Below are 19834 nucleotides of genomic sequence, written 5' to 3' on the forward strand. Positions count from 1 at the left end.
GATGTTACGTCCGAAAAAACAATCTTTAAAACCTAAGTTAAAACACCGTCCATTTTTAAAATGGGCGGGGGGAAAATTTCGTTTAACGGACGAGATAAATAAAGCCTTTCCAAACAAAAAAAACTGCTTAATTGAGCCATTTGTGGGCGCTGGAGCAGTATTTCTTAATTCTAATTTTGAACGCTATATTTTGGCAGATATCAATCCTGATTTAATCAATCTATTCAATATTGTGAAAGAAAATGTAGATGGTTATATTGAAGATTGTAAGCCGATTTTCTTCGCTGATGATGCCAATACACCCGATTATTACTATGCTAAACGTCGCCAATTCAATGCATCAACAGATCCTTTCGAACGTTCGATTATTTTTTTGTATTTGAATCGTTTTGGTTTTAATGGATTATGCCGTTATAACAGCAAGAATGAATTTAATGTACCTTTTGGTGCTTACAAAACTCATTATTTTCCAGAGGATGAATTACGTTATTTTGCGCATAAAGCGCAAAGTGCGGTGTTTTTATGCTGTGATTTTCAAAAAACTTTTGAATTTGCCGATAAGGATTCGGTGATTTATTGTGATCCACCTTATGCTCCGCTACAACAAGAGACTAATTTTACTGGTTATGCGGGCAATGAGTTTGGACTGGCGCAGCAACGTGCTTTGGCAGATTTAGCGAAATCTATACAAAAAGAAAAACAAATTTCGATATTGATCTCGAATCACGATACTAAATTTACGCGTGAAATTTATAACGGTGCTAAATTTAAACGGGTAAAAGTCCAACGTTCTATTAGCCAAAACCCAGAAAAACGCGTAAAAGTGAAAGAATTGATTGCGATATTTGGTGCTCGTAAATAATAAAAATAGCCCTTACTTTATACTAAAAGTACCAAAATCGTAATTTTAAAACCACAATAAAATAATATATTGTGTATTACCATTTATCTCTTACAGTACCTATATACTTTTTTGATACTAACCCAAAATACTCACAAGTCTGTAATTTTACCTGTAATCCTTTTGTTTTATCAGAATGATTATCTAGAAAACTCATCCAATCATCAGAATAATTATTATCCTATAGTAGAATGTAAATTATTTTAATAACGCCTTATTTGTACTGTGGATAATTCATCAAAATTTAAGCCTGTTATGCTTTATTCTTTAGTGTATAACAAATAGGATAAAATGGAAAACGCAAAACCATCCAAGCAAAGAAATTTTAATCACTGTCAAGGAGTACATTATTGAATTTGGTAATAAACCGTTAGGTTTAAAAGATACTAGACCCAAATGCCACTGCCCTATTTGTGCTCAAGTTTTATTTGAGAAAAATGTTAATACAGTACCATCCTCTAATAGCAATTTTTCTAATTACCCAAAAAGCGAATTCTGCCCCATAAAATTAAACTAAAGCAATTTATACCAATCATATTTTCCATTATCACCAAATAAAACGCATGGACTGAATTAAAAAATTCATTCAGAAAAAATTGGCAAAAATATTATCGTCAAATTAGTTTTTTGGCAAAAAACTTATAACCTATTGAATTTATTATATTAGCTAATCAACAAAAAATTTGGGAATACGATAAACTTGAAGAGTATCAAATTCCTTATATTCTATTAACACTAGCAGACTGCCCTAACCAAAAAGGAACATATAAAAATAAACGTCACTGCTGGTTTAGATTTTGGTTTGATACTTCAATTCAAAGATATGAAGATATTTGGAATAATAGTTCTTTACCAGTATTGTGGACAACCTATTATTACCTATCAGGGCAACAAAGAAAACCTTCAGAAATAAATCTAAAAAACATGAATTATTTCATCATGGATAAAACTTTCTTAGAACAAGAAATATTACTTCCCCAATTTATTATTCAAAATATAGAACGGTGGTTTGAAACACACAATTTTGTATAGACAAGTCAGCACCTAATACTATTTCATGACGAAGATCGCCTTTTTCTTTAAAAAGGCAAAAATAATGCTATTAATCAACCATGCCAGCAATGTCGCCACCAATAAATCTATTGGGTAATGCATGCCTAATCGCACACGGCTAATCAACATCAATAAGCCCCACACCGCAATACCCGCCACCAGCAATTTTGCTTTAAAAGAACGGTTACCCAATAATTGGGTAAAGCCAACAGCAAGCATTAGCCAAGTTGCTGCAAAAATCGTATGTCCAGAAGGGAACGAATACCCCGTTTCATTTTCATAATGATGAACTAACCAAGCTGGTGTAATGGCATCCATCGAATAAAAATTCTTAGCTATTTCAGCACGCAAAGTGCGGTCATTTTTATAAAAGTTTTCAGGCGTTGAATGAGTTTGCTCAGCTAGATAAACGGTGAACGGACGAGGTTCTTCAAATAATGCTTTTGCCCCTGTTTTTGCGGCTTGAGTTGCAATAACTGAAATCCCCATCACAATTACGCCTAATAGCCATTGTTTTGGATTTTTAAATAAAAATGCGAACAAAAGCGTAAACAACACACAGGTGATTAAGGCATAAGGTACGCTACCCGTTTCAGTGAGCAAATAAAGCCAATAATCAGCTTCAGTTAATTGGCTATTACCATGCCACTGATAGGAAATACCCCAAATAAAAAATGGTACAAGACAAAGTAATAACGTATATAATGACAGCCTTTTGAACATGCTCGCCCCTTGATAACAAAAATAACGCGCGCATTCTAACAGAAATGACTACGAATAAGGATCACTTTATGGCAAAAATTCAGCTAGTTGCGCAAGCCAATTTACCCACTGAATACGGTATTTTCAAAATGGTGGGATTTGAATTCCCAGATACAAAAAAAGAACATGTAGCCTTAGTGATGGGCGATATTTCTAATGCTGATGAACCTGTATTAGCACGTATCCATTCTGAATGTTTAACTGGCGATGCGCTTCACAGCTTAAAATGCGATTGTGGGTTCCAACTGGCGACAGCATTAAAACAAATTCAAGAAGAAGGTCGCGGAGTCTTAATTTATCATCGTGAAGAAGGCCGCGGAATTGGTTTGATTAATAAAATCCGTGCTTATTCTTTACAAGATAAAGGAATGGATACCATTGAAGCTAATCTTGCTTTAGGTTTCAAAGCGGATGAACGCAACTTTGAAGTCTGTGCCGATATGTTCGAGCTACTTGGTGTAAAAAAAGTTCGCTTGATGACCAACAACCCAGAAAAAGTAGAAACCATGAAAAAAGCAGGTATCAACGTGGTTGAACGAGTACCGCTTAATGTAGGCGAAAACCGCTACAACACAAAATATCTTGATACAAAAGCGAAAAAAATGGGACATTACATTGTGCATAACAATGATGAACAACATTTAATGACCTGTCCACATTGCCAAGAAGAGATTATTTAATAAAACAACACATGTTAAAAAAGCCATACTGTTATATTGAACAGTATGGCTTTTTTATTTAAACTCTCAGTTACGGAATAATAAAAGGATTTTTTAGCATATTGCTAAAAACGAGAAACCCCGTCTCGTATTCCAAAGATCGGGGCTTATCAGGAGTAAGTAAAATGAAAAAAATTGCCTTTTTCATTTTCTTGATTATCTGTTGTTTAGTTAGCTGTTCAGGCACAGTTATCTAAGATAATCGCAAGGGGACGATGTAGGAGTTGTCCCCAATGCCTCCAATCTTAAAGAATTCTTTCCTTGATTGCAAGGGCAATTATTGACTTTGAACCTTTCTCCACAAATCTTTACTGTAAATGACACCGACAGAATTTACTTGCGCGCCCATTATACTCGGTGCAAGATAAACAGGCGTACTATATTGAAAAATGGGTAACACTAAATGCTCTTGTTGAACTATCCCTTTTAATTTTGCGTAATTTTCTAACCGCACTTTTTCGGATGTCGTCGTCATTGCACTTTCAAATAGACGATCAAATTCCGCATTTTTATAGCCATTTTTGTTATCTGGGCTTTTTGAATAGAATAAATTTAGAAATGCTGCAGGATCATTAAAATCAGCACACCAGCCAGAACGAATTAATTGAAAATCGCCTTTTGTGCGGGCGGTTTGCAATTCTTGCCAGTTCATCCCTTGATTTTCAACTCGTAATAAATCAGATTGTGATAATTGATGATTTAATCGCATTGCAATGGTTTCATTCAGAGATGAATCATCATAACGAATGCGTAATTTCAATGGACGAGTTTCACTAATTTGATTTTGGGAAAAGAGCTGTTCTGCAAAAACTGGCTCCCAAACAGATTCTTGCTCACCTAGCATAGATTTTGGCAAAAAAGTATTGTTAGGATAAAGATGAGCAATATCTGCAACCAAATTATTGGTAGAAATCATCGAAACAATCGCTTTTCTTACCGCACTTTTTTGTAACACAGGATCGGAAAGATTAAACTCATAGAAGTAAGTACAAAGTTGCGGATAATCTTGGATATTCTGATCGACTTTTTTCGGATTCATTACAACATCAAAATCAGACAAATCTGCATCAACTGAAATTTTTTGATACTTCACTTGCTGAAATATCACTTTTTCTTTCGCCCAATAATAAGGATTGGTAGTTAAAATATGCTGATTTTCAGCCTGACTTTGTAACTGATATGCACCATTGCTGATAAATATTTCAGTCGATTTAGCATAGTGAGGCAAAAGACTGACATGTGCCAGCATAGAAGGTAAATATGGCGATGCTTTATCTAATTCAATGCGTAAAGTGCGGTCATTTTCAGCAAACAATCCTAGGGATTCAACAGATAACGCTTTTTCCAATACTGCCTTCGCATTCTTCACATTCATAAAAGCCAAATAATTTTTAATTGGGCTTTCAGATTGAGAAAGTGTTTGCCAAGATTGTACAAAATCTGATGCAGTGATAGGCTCGCCATTTGACCATTTAGCATTTTCACGCAAAGTGAAAATCCAAGTTTTATTGTCTTCGGTTTGCCAACTTTCTGCTACAGCTGGAACAAGATTGCCCTGCGCATCATAAGCTGTTAATCCTTCAAAAAGATCTCGTAATAATTGAGTTTGTTCTTCGCTTTGTGCTTGCCAAGGTTGCAAAGTCAAATCGCCATAAACACCACGTTTTAATTCAACACGGTTGGACTCTAATTGAGGATTTTTTGGCGTTTCAACTTGTGGCGAAATAGGCTTGGGACTATCCAATTTATCACAAGCCATCATCGTAAAAATGATGGAAAAAATAACCGCACTTCGCTGGCACAAAGCGAGAAAATTATTCATTTTCAGTTTTAACCCAAAATAAAAAGAACCAAAACTTAATACAAATCAACGCCGCAATAACGCTACGCCCGATTACGCTTGGCGTGAAATAAAAACCAATAAGCAACATTGTGGTCGCAAAACTCAAAATGCAAATTTTAGTATTTTTCTTTAATGATCGATTTTCATTAAAGGACTTGAGATGTTTTTGATAAATACTTGTGCCTAAAAACCATTGTTCTAAGCGTTTTGAACCTTTTGTGAAGAAAAATAAAGTAAGTAATAAAAAAGGCGTGGTAGGCAAAAGAGGAAGGAAAATCCCAATGATGCCAATTGCAAGTGAAAGAAAACCTAAAATAATGTAAATAATTTTCATAATGTTCCTAATAAAAAAAGAAAATGCAAACTATTATTACTGATTTTTTAGATTTTTCAACCTTGATATTATAAAATTCGCCGTCACATAAAAAAAAACAGTTTTCAAAAAAGGAACATTTATGTCTATGTCAAATCCATTACTTAACATTCAAGGCTTACCGCCATTTTCACAAATCAAGCCAGAACACATTCAACCAGCTGTTGAAAAATTAATTCAAGATTGTCGCAATACGATAGAACAAGTGTTAAAACAACCGCACTTTACTTGGGAAAATTTCATTTTGCCTTTAACGGAAACTAATGATCGGTTAAATCGTGCTTGGTCGCCCGTTTCTCATCTCAATTCAGTAAAAAATAGCACTGAATTACGTGAAGCCTATCAAACGTGCTTACCGTTACTTTCTGAATACAGCACTTGGATTGGTCAGCATAAAGGGCTTTATAATGCTTATTTAGCGTTAAAAAATAGTGCTGAATTTGCCGATTATTCGATTGCACAAAAGAAAGCCATTGAAAATTCACTGCGTGATTTTGAACTTTCAGGTATCGGGCTTTCCGAAGAGAAACAACAACGTTATGGCGAAATTGTGGCACGCTTATCGGAATTAAATTCACAATTCAGCAATAATGTATTAGATGCCACAATGGGTTGGGAAAAACTCATTGAAAACGAAGCTGAACTTGCTGGCTTACCCGAATCCGCACTGCAAGCAGCACAACAATCTGCCGAAAGTAAAGGATTAAAAGGTTATCGTTTTACGTTAGAAATCCCAAGTTATTTGCCTGTGATGACTTACTGCGAAAATCGTGCATTGCGTGAAGAAATGTACCGTGCTTATGCAACACGCGCCTCTGAACAAGGCCCTAATGCGGGCAAATGGGACAACAGTAAAGTTATGGAAGAAATTCTTACATTACGCGTGGAATTGGCGAAATTACTCGGTTTTAATACTTACACCGAACTCTCACTTGCCACAAAAATGGCAGAAAACCCACAACAAGTGCTTGATTTCTTAGATCATCTTGCCGAACGTGCCAAACCACAAGGCGAAAAAGAACTGCAAGAATTGAAAAATTACTGCGAAAAAGAATTTGGTGTCACGGAACTTGCACCTTGGGATATTGGTTTTTACAGCGAAAAACAAAAACAACATTTATACGCCATTAATGATGAAGAACTTCGCCCATATTTTCTAGAAAATCGCGTGATTTCAGGATTGTTTAAATTAATTAAACGCATTTTCAATATTCGTGCAGTTGAACGCAAAGGCGTGGATACTTGGCATAAAGATGTGCGTTTCTTTGATTTAATCGATGAAAATGATCAACTCCGTGGCAGTTTCTATCTTGATTTATACGCACGCGAACACAAACGTGGCGGTGCTTGGATGGATGATTGTATCGGACGCAAGCGTAAACTGGATGACAGCATTGAAACGCCTGTGGCTTATTTAACTTGCAACTTCAATGCACCGATAGGAAATAAGCCAGCGTTATTTACGCACAATGAAGTCACTACGCTATTCCATGAATTTGGTCACGGTATCCATCATATGCTCACGAAAATTGATGTATCCGATGTGGCGGGTATTAACGGCGTGCCTTGGGATGCTGTGGAATTACCAAGTCAATTTATGGAAAACTGGTGCTGGGAAGAAGAGGCTTTGGCGTTTATTTCAGGACATTACGAAACAGGCGAGCCATTGCCAAAAGAAAAACTTACGCAATTATTAAAAGCAAAAAATTTCCAAGCTGCGATGTTTATCTTACGTCAGCTTGAATTTGGTATTTTTGATTTCCGTTTACATCACACCTTTGATGCGGAAAAAACCAATCAAATTTTGGATACACTTAAATCAGTGAAATCACAAGTTGCCGTCATAAAAGGTGTAGATTGGGCAAGAGCGCCACACAGCTTCAGCCATATTTTTGCTGGAGGTTATGCCGCAGGTTATTACAGCTATTTATGGGCTGAAGTATTATCAGCGGACGCTTATTCACGCTTTGAAGAAGAAGGTATTTTCAACCCAATCACAGGCAAATCATTCTTAGATGAAATTCTCACGCGTGGTGGCTCAGAAGAACCAATGGAGCTATTCAAACGCTTCCGTGGCAGAGAGCCGCAATTAGATGCATTGTTAAGACATAAAGGAATTATGAACTAATACGTCAAACTATAGGGCATGCACGACATGCCCTTTCTCAAATATTTTCCTCTACATAAAAATATTGCAAATTTCAACCGCACTTTATCTAGACAAAACCTGCAAACGAGACATTATTTTTACAAATATCCGCAAGACAAACTCATAGAAATTCACGCAGAATAGACTAATTTCCTGTATAATTTTTCACATATCAATCCAACTCATTACACAAAATATTCTGAGGATTTTATGGCTGCTGCAATTCAACAACGTGCCGAACTTCAACGTCGTATTTGGCAAATTGCTAATGATGTGCGAGGCTCAGTCGATGGCTGGGATTTCAAACAATATGTACTTGGCACACTTTTTTACCGTTTTATTAGCGAAAATTTTGCCAATTACATTGAAGCAGGCGATGAAAGCGTAAATTATGCCCAATTACCTGATGAAATCATTACCCCAGACATTAAAACAGATGCCATTAAAACGAAAGGCTACTTTATTTACCCAAGCCAATTATTTAAGAATGTTGCGGCTAATGCTGGCAACAATCCTAATTTGAATACTGATTTAAAACAGATTTTTACTGATATTGAAAACTCAGCGACGGGCTTTCCGTCTGAACAAGATATTAAAGGCTTATTTGCCGATTTTGATACCACCAGCAATCGCTTAGGCAATACCGTAAAAGATAAAAACGACCGCTTAACGGCTGTTTTGAAAGGCGTGGCTGAACTTGATTTTGGCAAATTTGAAGATAACCACATTGATTTATTTGGCGATGCATACGAATATCTTATTTCTAACTATGCTGCCAATGCAGGCAAATCTGGTGGTGAATTTTTTACCCCACAAAGTGTTTCCAAACTCATTGCTCAAATTGCAATGCACGGGCAAACCTCGGTCAATAAAATTTATGATCCCGCAGCAGGTTCTGGCTCACTTTTGCTTCAAACCAAAAAACAATTTGATGAACATATTATTGAAGAAGGCTTTTTCGGGCAGGAAATTAACCATACCACATATAACCTTGCCCGTATGAATATGTTTTTGCATAACATCAACTACGACAAGTTTGATATCGCCCTTGGCAACACCTTAATGAATCCGCAATTTGGCGATGATAAACCTTTCGATGCTATCGTTTCCAACCCACCTTACTCCGTGAAATGGATTGGCTCTGATGATCCAACACTGATTAACGATGAACGCTTCGCCCCCGCAGGTGTGCTTGCACCGAAATCCAAAGCGGATTTCGCCTTTATTTTGCACGCTTTGAGCTATCTTTCAGCAAAAGGTCGTGCGGCGATTGTCTCCTTCCCAGGCATATTTTACCGTGGCGGTGCGGAACAAAAAATTCGCCAATATTTGGTGGATAATAATTTTGTGGAAACCGTGATTGCCCTTGCACCTAATCTATTCTACGGCACCAGTATTGCCGTGAATATTTTGGTGCTTTCCAAGCACAAACCCAATACTCAAACCCAATTTATCGACGCCAGCGGTTTATTTAAATCCGCCACCAATAACAACCTTTTGGAAGAGGAACATATTGAGCAAATTCTCAAACTGTTTGCCGACAAAGAGGATGTACCGCATTTGGCAAAATTAGTTCCCATTGAAGAAATCGCCAAAAATGAATACAACCTTGCAGTGAGTTCGTATGTGGAACAAAAAGATACTCGCGAAGTGATCAATATTGATGAACTCAATGCTCAAATTCGTAAAACTGTAGCCAATATTGACCGCTTGCGTGCCGAGATTGACAAGATTGTGGCAGAGATTGAGGGATAAAATGTAGGGTGGGCTTCAGCCCACCAATTTACGATAACTGGCGGTGGGCTAAAGCCCACCCTACGAGGAACAACAAAAACACAATGAAAAACAACCGCACTTTTTTAGAAAAATTATTAGATGGAGCTGAAGTTGAGTGGAAGCCTCTAAAAAAAGTTTGTAATTTTATTTCGACAGGAAAATTAAATGCAAATGCAATGGATGAAAATGGAATTTATCCTTTTTTCACTTGCAATGAAAAACCTTATAAAATAAATAATTATGCTTTTGATATGGAAGCCATATTAATTTCAGGAAATGGTAGCCAAGTAGGACATTTAAATTATTTTAAAGGAAAATTTAATGCTTACCAAAGAACTTATGTAATTGGTGAGTTTGATAATAATACTTTAGTTATGTATTTATATCATTATTTAAATTTCAAATTGCGTGATTATATTACTATTAATTCTAAAAAAGGCTCTGTTCCCTATATAACATTGCCTATGCTCGAAAAATTTGAAATCCCCATCCCCCCACTCTCCGTCCAAATCGAAATCGTAAAAATTTTGGACGCATTGACAGCGCTTACCAGCGAGCTTACCAGCGAGCTTACCAGCGAGCTTATACTACGCCAGAAGCAGTATGAATACTATAGGGAGAAATTGTTAAGTGAAGAAGAACTTGGGAAGGTTGGGTTTGAGTGGAAAACATTAGGAGATGTAGCAAAAATTCAGAGAGGAGCCTCACCTCGCCCTATTTCGCAATATATTACAGATGATCCAAACGGTATTCCTTGGATTAAAATTGGAGATACTTCATTAGATTCTAAATACATAGAAAATACCGCTCAAAAAATTACTATAGAAGGCGCAGAAAAATCTAGAATTCTAAAAAGTGGTGATTTTGTAATGTCCAATTCTATGAGTTATGGAAGACCATATATTCTAAAAATAAGTGGAGCAATTCACGATGGATGGGCATCTATTAGTAATTTTGGAAATATTCTAAACTCTGATTTTCTATATTACTATTTATCTAGTAATACTGTGCAAAGTTATTGGAATGGGAAAATAAATAGTAGCTCTGTAAGTAATTTAAATTCAGATATAATAAAATCACTCTCTATCCCAATACCAACGCTCAATATTCAAATAGAAATAGCAAAAACTTTGGATAAATTTGAAACCCTCACTAATTCCATCACCAAAGGATTACCTTTAGCGATTGAACAAAGCCAAAAGCGGTATGAATATTACAGAGAATTATTATTGAATTTCCCAGGCAGAGAATAATATGACTAAAAGTTTAGACGAAATTGCAAAACAGTTAAGAGATTCTAATAAAAAGGTTAATCTAATTTACGCCTTTAATGGAAGTGGAAAAACCCGTTTATCAAAAGTCTTTAAGAATCTTATAGTACCTAAAGAAAATCATGGCAATGAAGAAGAGCTAACACGAAGAAAAGTACTTTATTTCAATGCATTTACCGAAGATTTATTCTATTGGGATAATGATCTACTTAATGACACCGAACCAAAATTAAAGATTCAACCAAATTCTTTTATTCGTTGGTTGATTAAAGATCAAGGTGATGAAGATAAAATAATTGGAAAATTTCATCATTATTGTGATGAAAAACTTATGCCTAAATTCGATATTGAAAATAATCAAATTACATTTAGTTTTGCGCGTGGTAATGATACATTTGAAGAGAACATAAAACTATCAAAGGGTGAAGAAAGTAATTTTATTTGGAGTATTTTTCATACGTTAATTGAACAGGTTGTTGCAGAATTAAATATATCAGAGCCTAGTGAACGCACTACTAATGAATTTGATGAACTTAAATATATTTTTATTGATGACCCTGTAAGTTCATTAGATGAAAATCATCTTATTCAATTAGCTGTTGATTTAGCGGAATTAGTCAAAGATAGTCCCAATACTATAAAATTTATTATCACTACACACAACCCTTTATTCCATAACGTTTTATATAATGAGCTTGGGGCAAAAAGTGGTTATATTCTAAGAAAAGATGAAAATAAAAATGAAAACGAAAGATTTGATCTTGAGGAGAAACAAGGTGGTTCAAACAAAAGTTTCTCCTATCATCTTTTTCTACGAAATCTACTTGAAGAAGTTGAATCTAAAGATATTCAAAAATATCATTTCATGTTACTGAGAAATTTATATGAAAAAACTGCTAACTTTCTTGGTTATTCAGGATGGTCAAATCTATTACCCAATGATGATGCAAGACAAAGCTATTACACTCGTATAATCAATTTTACTAGTCACTCTACGTTATCAAATGAGATAATCGCTGAACCAACAGATGCCGAAAAGAAGATTGTTAAATATTTACTTGAACATCTAATTAATAATTATGGTTTCTATATAGAAGAAAATATTAAAGAGCCACAAACTGATAATATAACAGAGTAAATATGAACGACTTAATCATCTACAACACCGATGACGGCAAATCTCACGTTGCTTTATTGGTTGTCGAAAATGAGGCTTGGCTGACTCAAAATCAGCTTGCGGAACTTTTTGACACCTCTGTACAAAATATAGCCTTGCATATAAAAAATATATTAGAAGACAATGAATTAGACGAAAATTCAGTTATCAAGGATTACTTGATAACTGCCCAAGATGGCAAGCAATATCAAGTAAAACATTATTCTCTTGATATGATTCTCGCCATCGGCTTTCGTGTGCGTAGCCCTCGTGGTGTACAGTTTCGTCGTTGGGCGAATACGCAATTACGTACTTATTTAGATAAAGGTTTTCTATTAGATAAAGAGCGGTTGAAAAATCCTCAAGGTCGATTTGATCATTTTGATGAATTACTGGAACAAATTCGTGAAATTCGAGCCAGTGAATTGCGGTTTTATCAAAAAGTACGAGAGTTATTTAAATTATCCAGTGACTACGATAAAACAGATAAAGTCACTCAAATGTTTTTTGCAGAAACACAAAATAAGTTGATCTATGCTATTACACAACAAACCGCCGCAGAACTCATTTGTATGCGTGCAAATGCCAAATTACCTAATATGGGTCTTACCTCTTGGAAAGGTGCTGTTGTACGTAAAGGCGATATTATTACCGCTAAAAACTATTTAACTCATGATGAATTAGATTCCTTGAATCGTTTAGTGATGATCTTTTTAGAAAGTGCCGAATTACGCGTTAAAAACCGTCAAGATCTCACATTAAATTTCTGGCGTAATAATGTCGATAATTTAATTGAATTTAACGGTTTTCCGTTGCTTATCGGTAATGGAACCCGAACCGTAAAACAAATGGAAACCTTTACCAAAGAACAATATGCCTTATTTGATCAGGTCAGAAAACAACAAAAACGCATACAAGCTGATAATGAAGATTTAGAAATTTTAGAAAAATGGCAAAAAGATCTGAAAAAGCAAAAACATTAAGGAACTACTTATGACCCAATACAAAACTATCGCTGAATCGAATAATTTTATCGTTTTAGATCAATATAATAAATTTGTGGAAGAACCTAATGCTGGTTATCAAACGGAAGGGAGCCTTGAGCGTGAGTTTATTCGTGATTTACAGGCTCAAGGCTATGAGTATTTACAAGAAATCAATGGTCATGATGCGTTGATTAAAAACTTACGGGCGCAATTACAACGCTTAAATAACGTGGTTTTCTCCGATGCAGAATGGCAACGTTTTTTAGAGGAATATTTGGATAAACCGAGCGATAATCTGATTGAGAAAACCCGCAAAATTCACGATGATTATATTTATGATTTTGTGTTCGATAACGGACGCATTCAGAATATCTATTTGCTAGATAAGAAAAATCTTGCCAATAATTCTCTGCAAGTCATCAATCAATTTGAGCAAACTGGCAGCTATGATAATCGTTATGATGTGACAATTTTGGTGAATGGTTTACCGCTTGTGCATATTGAACTGAAAAAACGCGGCGTAGCCATTCGTGAAGCCTTTAATCAAATTCATCGCTACAGCAAAGAAAGTTTCAATAAAGAAAATTCTCTCTTTAAATATATTCAGATTTTTGTCATTTCTAATGGCACGGATACCCGCTATTTTGCCAATACAACCAAACGCAATAAGAATAGCTATGACTTCACAATGAATTGGGCAACGGCAAAAAATACTCTGATTAAAGATTTAAAGGATTTTACCGCGACTTTCTTGCAAAAGAATACTTTGCTCAATGTGTTGGTAAATTACTGCGTGTTTGATGTGAGTGATACGTTGTTAATTATGCGTCCGTATCAAATTGCCGCAACAGAACGTATTTTGTGGAAAATTCAAAGTTCTTACTTAGCAAAAAATTGGAGTAATCGTGAAAGTGGTGGCTATATTTGGCATACCACAGGCTCAGGCAAAACCCTCACCAGTTTTAAAGCATCTCGCCTTGCGACTGAACTTGATTTTATTGATAAAGTCTTTTTTGTGGTCGATCGTAAAGACTTAGACTACCAAACGATGAAAGAATATCAGCGTTTTTCGCCTGATAGCGTGAATGGATCGGAAAGTACCGCAGGGCTTAAACGCAATATTGAAAAAGATGATAACAAAATTATCGTAACCACCATTCAAAAATTGAATAATTTAATGAAAAGTGAAGAAAACCTGTCTATTTATCAAAAACAGGTGGTCTTTATTTTCGATGAAGCACATCGCTCCCAATTTGGCGAAGCACAAAAAAATCTAAAACGTAAATTCAAAAAATTCTATCAATTTGGTTTTACTGGCACACCTATTTTCCCTGAAAACGCATTAGGTGCGGAAACGACAATAAGTGTGTTCGGTACGGAATTGCATTCTTATGTGATTACCGATGCTATTCGTGATGACAAAGTACTGAAATTCAAGGTCGATTACAACGATGTCCGCCCACAATTTAAAGCCTTAGAAACAGAAAAAGATCCTGAAAAATTGACCGCACTTGAGCAGAAACAAGCCTTTTTACACCCTGAGCGTATTAAAGAAATCTCGCAATATTTGCTTAACAATTTTAAACAAAAAACCCACCGCTTGAATGCCACAGGTAAAGGCTTTAATGCAATGTTTGCGGTAAGCAGTGTGGAAGCAGCAAAACGTTATTACGAAACCTTACAAAATTTACAGGCAGAGCAGGAACATCCGTTAAAAATTGCAACAATCTTTTCGTTTGCCGCCAATGAAGAGCAAGATGCGATTGGCGATATTCCAGATGAGACCTTTGAACCCACTGCTCTAAACAGTACGGCAAAAGAATTTTTAACAAAAGCCATTGATGATTACAATCACTACTTTGGCACGAATTATGGCGTAGATAGTCAATCATTCCAAAATTACTATCGCGATCTTGCCAAACGTGTGAAAAATCAGGAAGTGGATTTACTGATTGTGGTCGGAATGTTCTTAACAGGCTTTGATGCCCCTACGTTGAATACTCTTTTCGTGGACAAAAACTTACGTTATCACGGATTAATGCAGGCTTTTTCTCGCACCAACCGCATTTATGACACAACTAAAACCTTTGGGAATATCGTCACTTTCCGCGATTTGGAACAAAATACCATTGATGCAATCACGCTATTTGGCGATAAAAATACGAAGAATGTTGTACTAGAAAAAAGCTACGACAGCTATTTTAATGGTGATGACAATCAACGTGGCTATGCAGAAATCGTGAAAGAATTAAAAGAAAGCTTTCCTGATCCAACAGAAATCGAAACAGAGCAAGATAAAAAAGAGTTTGTAAAATTATTTGGCGAATATCTACGTGTCGAAAATATTTTGCAAAATTACGATGAATTTGCCGCATTGCAAGCCTTACAAGCGGTCGATTTAAATGATCCGATTGCAATGGAGAAATTCAAGCAAGTACATTATGTGAATGATGAACAAATTGCAGAAATGCTGAAAGTTCCCACTTTACCAGTAAGAGCGGAGCAAGATTATCGTTCAACTTATAATGATATTCGCGATTGGTTACGCCAAAGAAAAGAGGAGAATGATAAGGATAATTCGCCGATAAATTGGGATGATGTCGTATTTGAAGTAGATTTATTAAAATCTCAAGAAATCAATTTGGATTATATTCTTGCGTTAATTTTCGAACATCATAAGAAAAACCAAGACAAAGAGGTGTTAATTGATGAAATCCGCCGCACAGTTCGTTCAAGTTTGGGTAACCGTGCGAAAGAGAGCTTGATTGTCGATTTTATCAACCAAACAAATTTAGATGATATTCCCGATAAAGTGACTTTAATTGACTCATTCTTCCTATTTGCTCAAGCAGAACAGCGAAAAGAAGCAGAATCCTTAATTCAAGAAGAAAATTTGAATGTCGATGCAGCAAAACGCTATATCAGCACTTCATTAAAACGCGAATATGCCAGTGAAAACGGCACGGCACTTAATGAAGTATTGCCAAAAATGAGTCCACTTAATCCACAATATCTCACTAAAAAGCAGACAATTTTCCAAAAAATTGCTGCATTTGTAGAGAAATTTAAAGGGGTTGGAGGAAAGATTTAAATTTAATATATCAACAATTAGACATCTTACTAAGGCATAAAGACATTATGAATTATGAATTATGAATTATGAATTAATAATACAAAACGTAATGATCAATATTTAACTAGTCGTGATAATAAAAACAGCGCCAATTTATACTTGGAGCTGTTTTTATATCGATAAACTTATTTTTTACGTGCTAAAATTCGATTTGCACACTCTGCTGCAGCTGTTAAGCCACCTGCCATCATAATAATATCTTTAATCACTAAACGACCAACTCCAGATAAATAAGGGAAACCATAGGCTGGCGTTGGTAAATCTCCACCTAGATTAGGCACCCAAGCCTCGGGCGTTGTGATTAAAAATGACAGCGTGACTATTGACATGCCAAATGTCAGTAGGCCCCCTGCTAAACCTGCCGTTGCATTCCAAATACCAGCTAAAGTAAGAATACCAACAGTAACAATAATTGCTCCAATAATGTAAGAAGCCGTATAGGTGCCATTTTCTTTATGCCATTCGATGTTTTTTGCAACCATCTTTCCTTCAGGATTTTTGTGTAGTGTATATTCCATCACTAACTCTCCTTTATCATTCGGCACTAAATTTGGCCCTTTCTCATACATATAGCTAAAAAATGGGCTATTTGATACAAAGTGAGCAATTCCATCTGCCTCATATTGACAAACTTTCAAACCACCGATCCATGCCATTACAATAAAAATAGCAATACGGATAAAATTAATAAATTGACGCTGCATTGGTGCAACAATTCTCGCGACAAATTCAACAAATGTATTAAATACTGACATATAAATTTCCACATAAAAGTAAATAAAATTGAGAGCCTAATTCTACTCGCTTTAATATTAAAAAGCAAAATCAATTCCCTTTAATATAAAGGTAAATAACGGAGAAATTTGAAAAATTTTACTAATTAAAATAAAATTTGATTTTCCCATTTTAAGCCTATTTATTATCTTTAAATCACATTTAAATAATCTTTACACAACTACCTTATGATATTAAAATTTACAAAATTTAAGCAAATCCTCCACATCTTCTAACCAAAGATTCCCAATTTCATCAATCAATTCTCCACAATTAAAAACATCAGAATTTTTAGCCGCACTTTCTAAAGTATCCGCTAATTGACGTAAATGATTTAACCCTACCGATGCCGCTGCGCCTTTAATTTTATGGGCGGTATCTTCTGTTTCTTTCATATTATCTTTTGATAATTGAGCAAGATAATTTGGCATAGTTTGTTTGAATAAAGATAAATTTTCTAAAATTTGTTTTTTTCCAAGTGTTTCTATCAGTGCTAAATCAAACTGTTCTGAAAGCTCATTATCATCATTCATTTCTATAATAGATTCGCTTTCATCTGCAAAAAATTGCTGTAGACAATGGTGTAAATCCTTAATTGAAATGGGTTTACGTAATACGCCATCCATGCCCATTTCTAAATATTCTTGCTCGCTTTGCATAACATTCGCGGTAAAAGCAATCATTGGCGGTAAAAAATCATAAATACCGTTTTCATAGTTCTCTCGCAAATATTGGGCAATTTCAAAACCACTCATATCTGGTAATTTAATATCGAGCAATAGAATGTCGTAAACATTTTTCTCAAATAAAGTAATCGCCTGCTTGCCATTTGTCGCAACATCAACATGATGCCCAAGTTTTTCTAAAATAGTTTTCGCAACCATAATATTGAGATCAACATCTTCCACTAAAAGAATATTCAAGAATAGTATATTTTTCTTAACTGATTCTTTTTCAGAAATTTCTTGAGCGTGGAGAGTAAGATGGAAAGTCGCGCCTTTTCCTCGCTCACTTTCAACTGTTAAATCTCCTTCCATTAACTGAGCGAGATTTTTAGAAATAGCCAACCCAATACCGCTACCCGCACTTTGCTGACGGCTTTCTTTCACTTGATAATACATTTCAAAAATATGTTTTTGTTCTTCAGGTGAAATCCCCATTCCTGTATCTTTCACAATAAAATGGTAACAATCCTGATTTCTCATAATTTTAAGAATAATATTTCCCTGATCCGTAAACTTCACCGCATTACTAATTAAGTTCCACAAAATTTGGCTCAAGCGAACACGATCAAGATTCAACCAATTAGGCAAATTAGGTTCAAGCTCTAAAGAAAAAATAAGATTTTTTTGTTTGGCAAGGAAACTGGCAAAATTATAAATATCGTTTAATAAGGCGGGGAAATCTGTTGGCTGACGATTTAATTCAATTCGGCTGGCATCAATTTTTTCCAAATCAATAATATCGCTAAAAATATAGCCTAAACTGACCGCACTTATGTTGATAGTTTTTAAATAATTACGCTGGAGATCATCCAATTCATCATCAAGTAAAATCTGGCTAAGCCCGACAATCCCATTCAATGGCGTGCGAAATTCATGGCTTATTGTGGCAAGTAAGGTACTTTTATCTCGGCTATTTTTTTCTAACTTTTCCAATGCTTGGGATAATTTTTTCTGAGCAGCAATTCGCTCGGCGATCTCATTTTCCAATCGATTAACCGAGCTAGAAAGATCAAGACGAGAATGTTCAAGTTTTTCTACTAATAAAGTGAAAAAATAAATAACAAAAGGCGCAGTGAGTAAGCCAAAAGTTACCGAACGAAAAATATCTACCCAAGATATCTGATGAACAATAAATAGACTAAATAAAATCTGAGTACAAAGGGCTAAAACCGCGAGAATCATCACGCCTAAAAGAGAAAAACGAAGACGCCCAAGACGAATAACCCAATCCACATAACTCTGAGCAAAATATTTGAAATTTTTCATCAAATCTCCTAAAACATTATTATCGTTATAAAAAAACCTGTGCATATAGGCTTTATTATATCCATAAAGTAAAAGAGATTGTTATTACTATGTGTGCGTAAGAAATGAAAAACTTAATCTTTATTAATTATCTGTTTGACTAAAATTTGTAATTCAGGAATAATTTGCTCTCCAAACCAAGGATTCTTTGTTATCCAAAGCTGATTGCGTGGGGAAGGATGCACAAGAGGTATAAAGTGCGGTAAGAATTGACGATAATTTTTAACAGTGTTAGTTACATTATCTTTATTTTCGGGTAAATAATATTTCTGTGCATATTGCCCAATAAGAATAGTGAGCTGAATATTAGGTAGATGCCCTAAAATCATTGGATGCCATCTTTCTGCAAAACCTTGACGAGGTGGTAAGTCACCCGATTTACCTTTTCCAGGATAATAGAAATCCATAGGAAGAACCGAAAACATACCTGAATTATAAAAATAATCGTAATCTACTCCCAACCATTCACGTAAACGCTCACCACTTTTATCATTCCAATACAAACGAGATTGCTCAGCTTTTAACCCAGGAGCTTGACCAACAATATTAATTCGAGCTGTTTTAGGAGCCGAAAATAAAGGGAAAATTCCACGTTCTGTAAAATCTTTATTTTGATGATCAGCGACAATACTTGAAGTTATTTCGTCTAAATTTTTAAGCATAATGAAGGAGATTAGAAATGAATATATAAAGTCTATTTGAAAAATATGAAAAATCAAAACTCTAAATGATATAAATAGGTATATTTATTAAAACTATATTGTAGGCAATACAAAACTAAAAACTTGATATTGAAATACAATCTCTATTTTCTACTTTAATCCTTTTCATGAAATAATGAGTAGATTCCCCAAAACAAAAACCCCAGCTTTTCAACTGGGGTTCTTCTGTTTTTATTTAACTTAGAT

General features: G+C 35.1%; 14 protein-coding genes. 8 read left to right on the plus strand and 6 right to left on the minus strand.

The annotated features are described in order from the left end of the window. The first annotated feature begins 1 nt into the window (after nucleotide 1). Nucleotides 2-862: a Dam family site-specific DNA-(adenine-N6)-methyltransferase gene (locus tag HMPREF2813_RS02810; RefSeq protein ID WP_005694087.1), complete on the plus strand. Its 861-nt coding sequence runs from the start codon at nucleotides 2-4 to the stop codon at nucleotides 860-862. A 1089-nt stretch (nucleotides 863-1951) separates the two neighbouring features. On the opposite strand, the gene HMPREF2813_RS02815 is transcribed toward HMPREF2813_RS02810, so the two are convergent. Continuing rightward, nucleotides 1952-2677: a phosphatase PAP2 family protein gene (locus tag HMPREF2813_RS02815; RefSeq protein WP_014550544.1), complete on the minus strand. Its 726-nt coding sequence runs from the start codon at nucleotides 2675-2677 to the stop codon at nucleotides 1952-1954. A gap of 68 nt (nucleotides 2678-2745) precedes the next feature. On the opposite strand from HMPREF2813_RS02815, the gene ribA reads away from it, so the two are divergent. Continuing rightward, entirely contained in the window at nucleotides 2746-3396 is a 651-nt protein-coding gene (gene ribA / locus HMPREF2813_RS02820; protein WP_005629111.1) for a GTP cyclohydrolase II, read from the plus strand. Between the two features lie 316 nt (nucleotides 3397-3712). On the opposite strand, the gene HMPREF2813_RS02825 is transcribed toward ribA, so the two are convergent. Together HMPREF2813_RS02825 and HMPREF2813_RS02830 are read right to left on the minus strand one after the other, a co-directional pair. Further along, nucleotides 3713-5257: a peptide ABC transporter substrate-binding protein gene (locus HMPREF2813_RS02825; protein WP_014550543.1), complete on the minus strand. Its 1545-nt coding sequence runs from the start codon at nucleotides 5255-5257 to the stop codon at nucleotides 3713-3715. Beyond that, entirely contained in the window at nucleotides 5250-5612 is a 363-nt protein-coding gene (locus HMPREF2813_RS02830) for a YbaN family protein (protein WP_014550542.1), read from the minus strand. Before HMPREF2813_RS02830 ends, HMPREF2813_RS02825 begins: the two co-directional genes overlap by 8 nt. A gap of 127 nt (nucleotides 5613-5739) precedes the next feature. Here HMPREF2813_RS02830 and prlC point away from each other — a divergent pair, with 127 nt between their 5' ends. The 6 genes from prlC (at nucleotide 5740) to HMPREF2813_RS02860 (ending at nucleotide 16080) form a co-directional block, all read left to right on the plus strand. After that, the gene (prlC, locus tag HMPREF2813_RS02835) at nucleotides 5740-7779 is read left to right on the plus strand and encodes an oligopeptidase A (RefSeq protein ID WP_014550541.1); all 2040 of its coding nucleotides are present in this window, start codon (nucleotides 5740-5742) and stop codon (nucleotides 7777-7779) included. 231 nt (nucleotides 7780-8010) lie between these two features. Beyond that, nucleotides 8011-9555: a type I restriction-modification system subunit M gene (locus tag HMPREF2813_RS02840; protein WP_048946868.1), complete on the plus strand. Its 1545-nt coding sequence runs from the start codon at nucleotides 8011-8013 to the stop codon at nucleotides 9553-9555. An 83-nt stretch (nucleotides 9556-9638) separates the two neighbouring features. Beyond that, nucleotides 9639-10829: a restriction endonuclease subunit S gene (locus HMPREF2813_RS02845; protein WP_014550539.1), complete on the plus strand. Its 1191-nt coding sequence runs from the start codon at nucleotides 9639-9641 to the stop codon at nucleotides 10827-10829. A 1-nt stretch (nucleotide 10830) separates the two neighbouring features. Continuing rightward, entirely contained in the window at nucleotides 10831-11985 is a 1155-nt protein-coding gene (locus HMPREF2813_RS02850) for an ATP-binding protein (RefSeq protein WP_014550538.1), read from the plus strand. Nucleotides 11986-11987: 2 nt separating this feature from the next. Then, nucleotides 11988-12986: a virulence RhuM family protein gene (locus tag HMPREF2813_RS02855; RefSeq protein WP_005688107.1), complete on the plus strand. Its 999-nt coding sequence runs from the start codon at nucleotides 11988-11990 to the stop codon at nucleotides 12984-12986. 10 nt (nucleotides 12987-12996) lie between these two features. Next, nucleotides 12997-16080 carry a type I restriction endonuclease subunit R gene (locus HMPREF2813_RS02860; protein WP_014550537.1) on the plus strand — a complete coding sequence of 1028 codons (3084 nt, stop codon included), beginning with the start codon at nucleotides 12997-12999 and terminating at the stop codon, nucleotides 16078-16080. A 167-nt stretch (nucleotides 16081-16247) separates the two neighbouring features. On the opposite strand, the gene HMPREF2813_RS02865 is transcribed toward HMPREF2813_RS02860, so the two are convergent. The 3 genes from HMPREF2813_RS02865 to HMPREF2813_RS02875 form a co-directional block, all read right to left on the minus strand. Beyond that, a complete protein-coding gene (locus HMPREF2813_RS02865) occupies nucleotides 16248-16877 on the minus strand; it encodes a YkgB family protein (protein WP_005658466.1) in 630 nt (209 codons plus the stop codon). A gap of 213 nt (nucleotides 16878-17090) precedes the next feature. Continuing rightward, nucleotides 17091-18887: an ATP-binding protein gene (locus HMPREF2813_RS02870; RefSeq protein ID WP_014550536.1), complete on the minus strand. Its 1797-nt coding sequence runs from the start codon at nucleotides 18885-18887 to the stop codon at nucleotides 17091-17093. 113 nt (nucleotides 18888-19000) lie between these two features. Further along, nucleotides 19001-19588, minus strand: a complete 588-nt coding sequence (locus HMPREF2813_RS02875; RefSeq protein WP_014550535.1) for a uracil-DNA glycosylase family protein — start codon at nucleotides 19586-19588, stop codon at nucleotides 19001-19003. Nucleotides 19589-19834: the final 246 nt, after the last annotated feature.

This window comes from Haemophilus sp. HMSC066A11, assembly GCF_001811665.1.
Lineage (GTDB): Bacteria > Pseudomonadota > Gammaproteobacteria > Enterobacterales > Pasteurellaceae > Haemophilus > Haemophilus influenzae.